Source organism: Anabaena sp. UHCC 0451 (assembly GCF_034931405.1).
Lineage (GTDB): Bacteria > Cyanobacteriota > Cyanobacteriia > Cyanobacteriales > Nostocaceae > RDYJ01.
This window is the reverse complement of the sequence record NZ_JAYGHA010000015.1, coordinates 36,135-43,166: the sequence shown is the minus strand read 5'-3', so window position 1 is coordinate 43,166 and position 7,032 is coordinate 36,135. Positions and strand designations below refer to the sequence as shown.

At 41.3% G+C, this 7,032-nt stretch carries 5 protein-coding genes; 3 read left to right on the top strand and 2 right to left on the bottom strand.

Translation table 11 applies throughout. The annotated features are described in order from the left end of the window. Positions 1-15: 15 nt before the first annotated feature. On the bottom strand, positions 16-1,428 hold the full coding sequence (gene tig / locus VB694_RS12215; protein WP_323360591.1) for a trigger factor: 1,413 nt from the start codon (positions 1,426-1,428) through the stop codon (positions 16-18). Between the two features lie 820 nt (positions 1,429-2,248). Between tig and VB694_RS12210 the strand changes: the two genes are divergently transcribed. The 3 genes from VB694_RS12210 (at position 2,249) to VB694_RS12200 (ending at position 6,371) form a co-directional block, all read left to right on the top strand. Further along, the gene (locus tag VB694_RS12210) at positions 2,249-3,280 is read left to right on the top strand and encodes an aspartate-semialdehyde dehydrogenase (protein ID WP_323360590.1); all 1,032 of its coding nucleotides are present in this window, start codon (positions 2,249-2,251) and stop codon (positions 3,278-3,280) included. A gap of 116 nt (positions 3,281-3,396) precedes the next feature. Beyond that, the gene (gene dapA / locus VB694_RS12205; RefSeq protein ID WP_323360589.1) at positions 3,397-4,281 is read left to right on the top strand and encodes a 4-hydroxy-tetrahydrodipicolinate synthase; all 885 of its coding nucleotides are present in this window, start codon (positions 3,397-3,399) and stop codon (positions 4,279-4,281) included. Between the two features lie 317 nt (positions 4,282-4,598). Then, positions 4,599-6,371: a ribonuclease J gene (locus tag VB694_RS12200; protein ID WP_323360588.1), complete on the top strand. Its 1,773-nt coding sequence runs from the start codon at positions 4,599-4,601 to the stop codon at positions 6,369-6,371. Positions 6,372-6,676: 305 nt separating this feature from the next. Here VB694_RS12200 and VB694_RS12195 read toward each other — a convergent pair whose 3' ends face one another. Then, a complete protein-coding gene (locus VB694_RS12195) occupies positions 6,677-6,898 on the bottom strand; it encodes a hypothetical protein (RefSeq protein ID WP_323360587.1) in 222 nt (73 codons plus the stop codon). Positions 6,899-7,032: the final 134 nt, after the last annotated feature.

Here is a 7,032-nt window from a genome sequence, read left to right as displayed (position 1 = left end):
TATTCTCTGTCACCTTTACTCAGGACTGGTGGTTTCTGCTTCCTCAGTAGTAGCTTCAGTGCTTTCAGCTTCTGAATCAGTTTCTTCTGGGGTACTTAAAGAACCTTCGGGGACTAGTTCCACAGATGAATGCTCTAACAGCCAATCTATGATTTTTTCATTTACCAGTTGTGCTTCCACTACCGATTGCAGTCTAACTGCATCTATATCCTCATCAGCGTACTGTTCTAACAGTTCTTTGACTTTGGCTGCTACTTCTTCAGTTGTCACTTGGATAGATTCCCGTTTACCGATTTCTTCTAGAGCTAGAGAACGCTTGATGCGTTCAATTGCCTCTGGTTGCGATCGCTGCCGCAATTGGGGAATAATATCTTGAGTAAACAGCTTTCTCACGTCTAGTCCTTGCTCTGACAATTTCATTGCTGTTTGTGTCAGCATGGCATCGACTTCTTTATCAATCAAAGTTTCTGGTAATTCAATTTCTACGTGTTTGAGCAGTTCTGCCAACAAAGCTTCTTGCTTATTCGCTTTAGTTTGCTCGTCAGCTTCTTTTTGATAACGTGTTTCTAAAGAAGCCCGTAATTCTGCCAAAGTCTCAAAATCACTTACTTCTTGAGCGAAGTCATCATTCAATTCCGGTAGTTCTTTTTCCTTAATTTCTTTGAGCGTCACCGTGAACAGTGCTGGCTTACCTGCTAATTCTGGGCTGGCATAAGGGTCTGGAAACTGAGCCGCAATTTCTCTAGTCTCTCCAGCATTCATGCCTATCATACCGGAAACAAAACCAGGGATAAACTTATCTTCTTGCAATTCCACTTGGAAATCAGTTGCTTCTCCACCGGGAATGGGTGTAGGTTCTGTTGATTCGTCCTCACCTTCGGCTTTGGTTAGCACACCGCTAAAATCAACTACAGCAACATCACCAATTTGGGCTGCTCTTCCTTCTACGGGAATTAAGGTGGCCATTTGTTGCCGTTCCTTGTCTAACACCGTATCCACCTTTGTGGTGTCATACTTGATTTCCTCGGCTTTGACTTGGAAATTCGTATACTGCTGAAGATTGATTTCTGGCTCTACATCCACAGACGCAGAAACCATCAGGGGCTGACCTGGTTGATAATTATTAATCAAATCATCAAAAGAGGAGCGTAATCGTGGTTGTCCAATGGCTGGGATGGCTTCTTGTTTGACAGCCTCCTCAATACCTTCGGGAATTAGTTCTTCCAGTGCCGCTGCTTTGATACGACTTGTACCCAGGCGCTGTAATAATATCTGCCGGGGTACTTTGCCTTTACGAAACCCAGGAATATTTACAGTACCACTTAAGTTTTTAATGACTTGTTCGTATTTTTGTTTGGTAATTTCCGCTGTAAGCTCTATTTCTAGTCCAATTTGGCTTTTTTCAAGTTTTTCCTGGGTAACTTTCATGCTTTGTCTCTGTTTTTTGGTGTTTTCATTTTGAGAGTACACTTAAAAAGCGGCTCTCCCGCTTTCTTAATTTGATGTCTCACAGTGGGAATTAAGTTTTGTGCAACACAAAACTTCTACAAGCTGACTGCTTCTACCAAGTCCGATAGCGGATTCTTGTCCACAGGCTAAATTCCACACTTGCCTCATGTACTCTGTCTACAGGCGCTTCTTTTCAATTAATAGCAGCATTTAAATCACTGTCTTGAATCTGTCCACAACCGCCACAATCATAATATTCTGGCTGATAATGGCATATCTTGAACATGACTACATCCTGAGCAGGGTTTTGATTATGGATAGCATCTATCAACTTTACTGCAATATCTTTACTGATAGCATCTCCAAAGCTAATTTCTGAAAATTGAGTAGTTATCAGGCATCGAAAACCTAAAAACCAACTTGATTCTTAGCTATGAAGGTTTGTAAATCAGAATGAGGCTATTGAGCGCAAAATTTTACTCAGGTTGCTCACTCTGTGATATCCTGTCAACATAGTAGCTCTAACATAGTAAACTATCATCGAAAATGATACCAGTAATGTGATTCTGTGAACTTATGTTATGGAAAAAAATGATTCTTCTTTGCTTTCACTATAGATTCAGTTTATAAGTAAAATAATAAATGTTTTTAGATAATATAGATATCTATCTACTAAAATCAGGAGAATAGCTAATGAAATATGCAAATTCCTGGGATTGCTAAGGATCGTTATTATAGATATTTTGAGTTTTACGTTTTACAGAAAATGTTATTAACCTCTTAGAAGGAGGAGTCGAGTTTGTCAAAATCTTATCGTGTAGCTATTTTGGGTGCGACTGGTGCTGTAGGCACAGAGTTGCTAGAATTACTAGAGAGCCGCAATTTTCCCCTGGCTGATTTAAAATTATTAGCATCAGCAAAAAGTGCGGGCAAGACCCTCAAGTTTAAAGAAGAAAATATCTTAATTGAGGCAGTCAGCGATCGCTCTTTTGATAATGTTGATATAGTGCTGGCTAGTGCCGGGGGTGGAACATCCAAAACCTGGGCTGAGATAGCTGTGGCAAAAGGGGCAGTAGTCATAGATAACTCTAGTGCTTTCCGTATGCACCCAGATGTGCCTTTGATAGTCCCAGAGGTGAATCCCCACGCAGCAGCAAATCACAAGGGCATTATTGCCAATCCTAACTGCACCACAATTTTAATGACCTTGGCAGTCTGGCCACTGCATCAAGTAAAACCAGTCAAACGGATTGTAGCTGCTACTTACCAATCAGCTAGTGGTGCTGGTGCAAAAGCCATGGAGGAAGTTAAAACCCAATCCAGTGCTATATTACAAGGACAGCCACCAGTGGCGGAAGTATTGCCTTACCCCTTGGCCTTTAATTTATTTCCCCATAATTCCCCAATGACAGATTTAGGCTATTGTGAGGAAGAACTCAAAATGGTCAACGAAACTCGCAAAATATTTGGTAGTCAAGAAATCAGAATTACTGCCACTTGTGTACGGGTTCCCGTACTCCGCGCCCATTCAGAAGCAATTAACCTAGAGTTTGAAACACCTTTTAGTCCAGATGAGGCGAGAGCAATTTTAAGTCATTCTCCAGGTGTTAAATTAGTAGAAGATTGGCAAACAAATCATTTTCCCATGCCCATAGAAGCTAGTGGTCGGGATGAAGTGTTAGTCGGGAGAATTCGTCAGGATATTTCTCATCCTTGTGGCTTAGAACTCTGGCTGTGTGGTGATCAAATCCGTAAAGGTGCGGCTTTAAATGCAGTACAAATTGCCGAATTATTAGTAGAGAAAAACCTACTCAAATCGGTAACAGTATAGATTGGGAATTGGGGATTAAGAATTGTGTAATCGTACTTTCTTCTACCTCCTCACTAATGACTAATAACTAATGACTAATGACTAATAACTAATGACAAAGCAGGAGTGAAAACAGGGTGGGAGATTTTGGGACAATTTTAACGGCTATGATTACGCCGTTTAAAACAGACGGAAATGTTAACTATGAAGTAGCAGGCAAATTAGCAGCACATTTAGTTGACAATGGTACAGATACATTAGTTGTGTGTGGGACTACAGGTGAATCTCCTACATTGAGTTGGGATGAGGAGTATCAGCTATTTGTTGAGGTGTTGCAAGCTGTAGCAGGTAAAGCTCAGGTAATTGCTGGATGTGGTTCTAACTCCACCACCGAAGCGATCGCCGCCACCCAAAAAGCAGCTAGAATAGGAGTACATGGTTCTTTACAAGTTGTCCCCTATTACAACAAACCACCCCAAGCAGGGTTATATCAACACTTCCAGGCGATCGCCCAAGCCTGCCCAGACCTACCAATGTTGTTATATAATGTTCCTGGGAGGACTGGTCAAAATCTGAGTCCAGAAACCGTCGTGCAGTTAGCACAAATCGACAATATTGTGGGCATTAAAGAAGCCAGTGGTAACTTAGACCAAGCTAGTGAAATTCGCCGCTTGACACCACAGGAATTTCAGATTTACGCTGGAGATGATTCTTTAACCTTGCCTCTGTTAGCGATTGGGGCTAAGGGTGTAGTCAGCGTAGCTTCTCATCTGGTCGGTAATCAACTAAAACAGATGATTTCGTCCTTTAATATAGGCAAAATTCAAGTTGCAACCGAGATTCATTTACAACTATTCCCATTGTTTAAAGCTTTATTTTTAACAACAAATCCTATTCCTGTTAAACAAGCATTAAAACTTCAAGGCTGGGAGGTTGGTTCAGTGCGTTCACCACTATGGGAAGCTGATACAGAAATATGTCAGAAGTTAGAGGCAGTGTTGCATAAACTTAGTTTATTATGAGCGCCAATATGTTGCATACTAGCCAGATATTAGTTTCCAAAGATACTTATAAATAAATGGTAATCATTGCTGGTAAGCTGCAATTTAAACATCTGTCCTCTAACTGAGCAATAACTGCAAGATATAAGAATCCTTCTCTATGAGACGCTACGCAAACAGTGTCAATTCCTTTTTATTTATTCAAGAAAAAATTGATTAGATATTTGAAGTTAACATTGAAGGTTTTTACACTGAATTCAATAGGCATTTAATGTTGTATTTCATACAAAAATGCTAACTATCAACTGATTAACAACTAACAAAATATCAAGGAGAAAATGGCTAAAAACGAAGATAACGCTGCCCTAAAAATTATTCCTTTGGGTGGACTACATGAAATAGGTAAGAATACTTGTGTTTTTGAGTATAACGATGAAATAATTCTCTTAGACGCAGGTTTGGCTTTTCCCACAGAAGCAATGCACGGGGTTAATATCGTTTTACCGGATACAACCTATCTACGGGAAAATCGCCACAAAATTAAAGGCATGATTGTTACTCATGGTCATGAAGACCATATTGGTGGTATTGCTTTTCACCTCAAGCAATTCGACATCCCAGTGATTTATGGACCCAGACTAGCAATGGCGATGCTAGAGGGCAAATTGGAAGAGGCCGGGGTACGAGATCGTACAGAATTAAGAACAGTCCTTCCCCGTGACGTTGTCCGCATTGGTGAAGCCTTTTTTGTCGAATACATTCGCAACACCCACTCCATCGCTGATAGTTTTACGGTCGCTATTCACACCCCACTAGGTGTAGTTATCCATACAGGCGACTTTAAAATAGACCACACCCCAGTTGATGGCGAGAAGTTTGACCTGCAACGCCTAGCAGAACATGGAGAGAAAGGCGTACTTTGCTTATTAAGTGATTCCACTAACGCCGAAGTTCCAGGATTTACACCATCAGAACGTTCTGTTTTTCCCAATCTTGATCGGGTATTTTCTCAAGCCACTGGGCGCTTATTTGTCACTACCTTTGCTTCCAGCGTGCATCGGATCAACATGATTTTGCAACTGGCTAGGAAACACAACCGGGTAGTCTCAGTTGTGGGACGTTCGATGCTAAATTTGATTGCCCATGCCCGAAATTTAGGTTACATCAAATGCGAAGATAATCTATTCCAACCCTTGCATACTGTGCGGGGAATGCCGGATGAAAATGTGCTGATTCTCACTACTGGTTCTCAGGGTGAAACCATGGCAGCTATGACCCGGATTGCTAATAAAGAACACCCCCACATTAAAATTCGGGAAGGAGATACAGTTGTGTTCTCCGCTAACCCCATTCCTGGTAATACCATTGCGGTGGTTAATACCATTGACAAATTGATGATGCAAGGGGCAAAAGTGGTCTATGGACGGGATAAAGGTATTCACGTTTCTGGACACGGTTGTCAAGAAGAACAAAAGCTGATGATTGCTTTAACTCGTCCCAAGTTCTTTGTACCATTCCACGGTGAACACCGGATGTTGGTGAAGCACTCGGAAACCGCCCAGAGTATGGGTATTCCCGCTGAAAATATGATTATCATTCAGAATGGGGATGTCATAGAACTGACAGAAGACTCTATCCGTGTGGCTGGTAAAGTGCCATCAGGCATTGAACTGGTTGATACTACTAGTTCAGGGATGGTGAGTTCAAAAGTGTTGCAAGAACGTCAACGTATGGCTTCTGAGGGGCTTGTAACCATTGCTGCTGCTATTGACTGGAATGGTAAACTTTTGGCAAAACCAGAAATTCATGTCCAAGGTGTGGTGACGAGTATTGAGCGATCGCTTTTACTCAAATGGGTACAACAACGCATTGAGGAAATTCTTACTGTGCGTTGGTCAGAATTTGTGACGGGAAGCGGACAAAATGATATAGATTGGGGTGGTTTGCAGGTAACTTTAGAAAAAGAATTGCAGCGTTCTCTGCGTCGAGAGTTGCAATGTCAACCATCTTTAACTTTGTTGATGCAAGTTCCTGATGGACCTCCAGCACCTGCTGTTAATGTTTCTGATGGTAGAAGACGGCGTACTCGTTCTACTGCTGTAGCTTCTTAGGATTTATTTCGCGCAGAGTCGCAAAGAAGCAAAGGCGCAAAGGTGTTATTGAGCATCTTTGCGTTTTTGTTTTAGCCAATTAACACATCGTATTCATTGTGTGTTCCGATCCAAAACCAATAGAAATCTTCTCCCTTTTTCAAGGCTAAAGCTCGATATCCGCCCGTGATTCGAGCAGACCATAAGTTATTGCCAACTTTCTTAAAATGTAGGGATCGATGAAATTGATTGTTCATCCACAGACGATAAGCTTTTTTGCCCGTTGTTTAATTTCCGGCGGTAGTGCAGCATATAAACGCCAAAATTCAGCAGTTGTCAAGGACTTCATTGAGTGGTTTAACGCGGTTAGCGGTGATATCAGCTTCAGCCAGCTGAATTAATTTATCTAAGCGACCAAATTTAGCATCAGCTTCGATTTGTTTGTCCCAAGCATCTTCTAAGTATGTTTGTAGCCAATCTGCAAGCTGACGCGTCTCAATTTCAGAAAGTTGGGTGATTGCTGCTTCGATTTCTGTAAGAGATTTCATAAAGTTATCTTACGCTAGGTTCATTTTACTAACGAACTTCATCCCTCATTCTGGCATAATTCCTATATAGATATTGATTTATAAAAAGGGTCAAATATGCGTATTAAGCGCGAGCTAAAAAATAATATAGGGAT

Bases quoted from the DNA above. Each gene is read 5' to 3' on its own strand.
- tig (WP_323360591.1), bottom strand. From the start codon at position 1,428: ATGAAAGTTACCCAGGAAAAACTTGAAAAAAGCCAAATTGGACTAGAA.
- VB694_RS12200 (WP_323360588.1), top strand. From the start codon at position 4,599: ATGGCTAAAAACGAAGATAACGCTGCCCTAAAAATTATTCCTTTGGGT.
- VB694_RS12195 (WP_323360587.1), bottom strand. From the start codon at position 6,898: ATGAAATCTCTTACAGAAATCGAAGCAGCAATCACCCAACTTTCTGAA.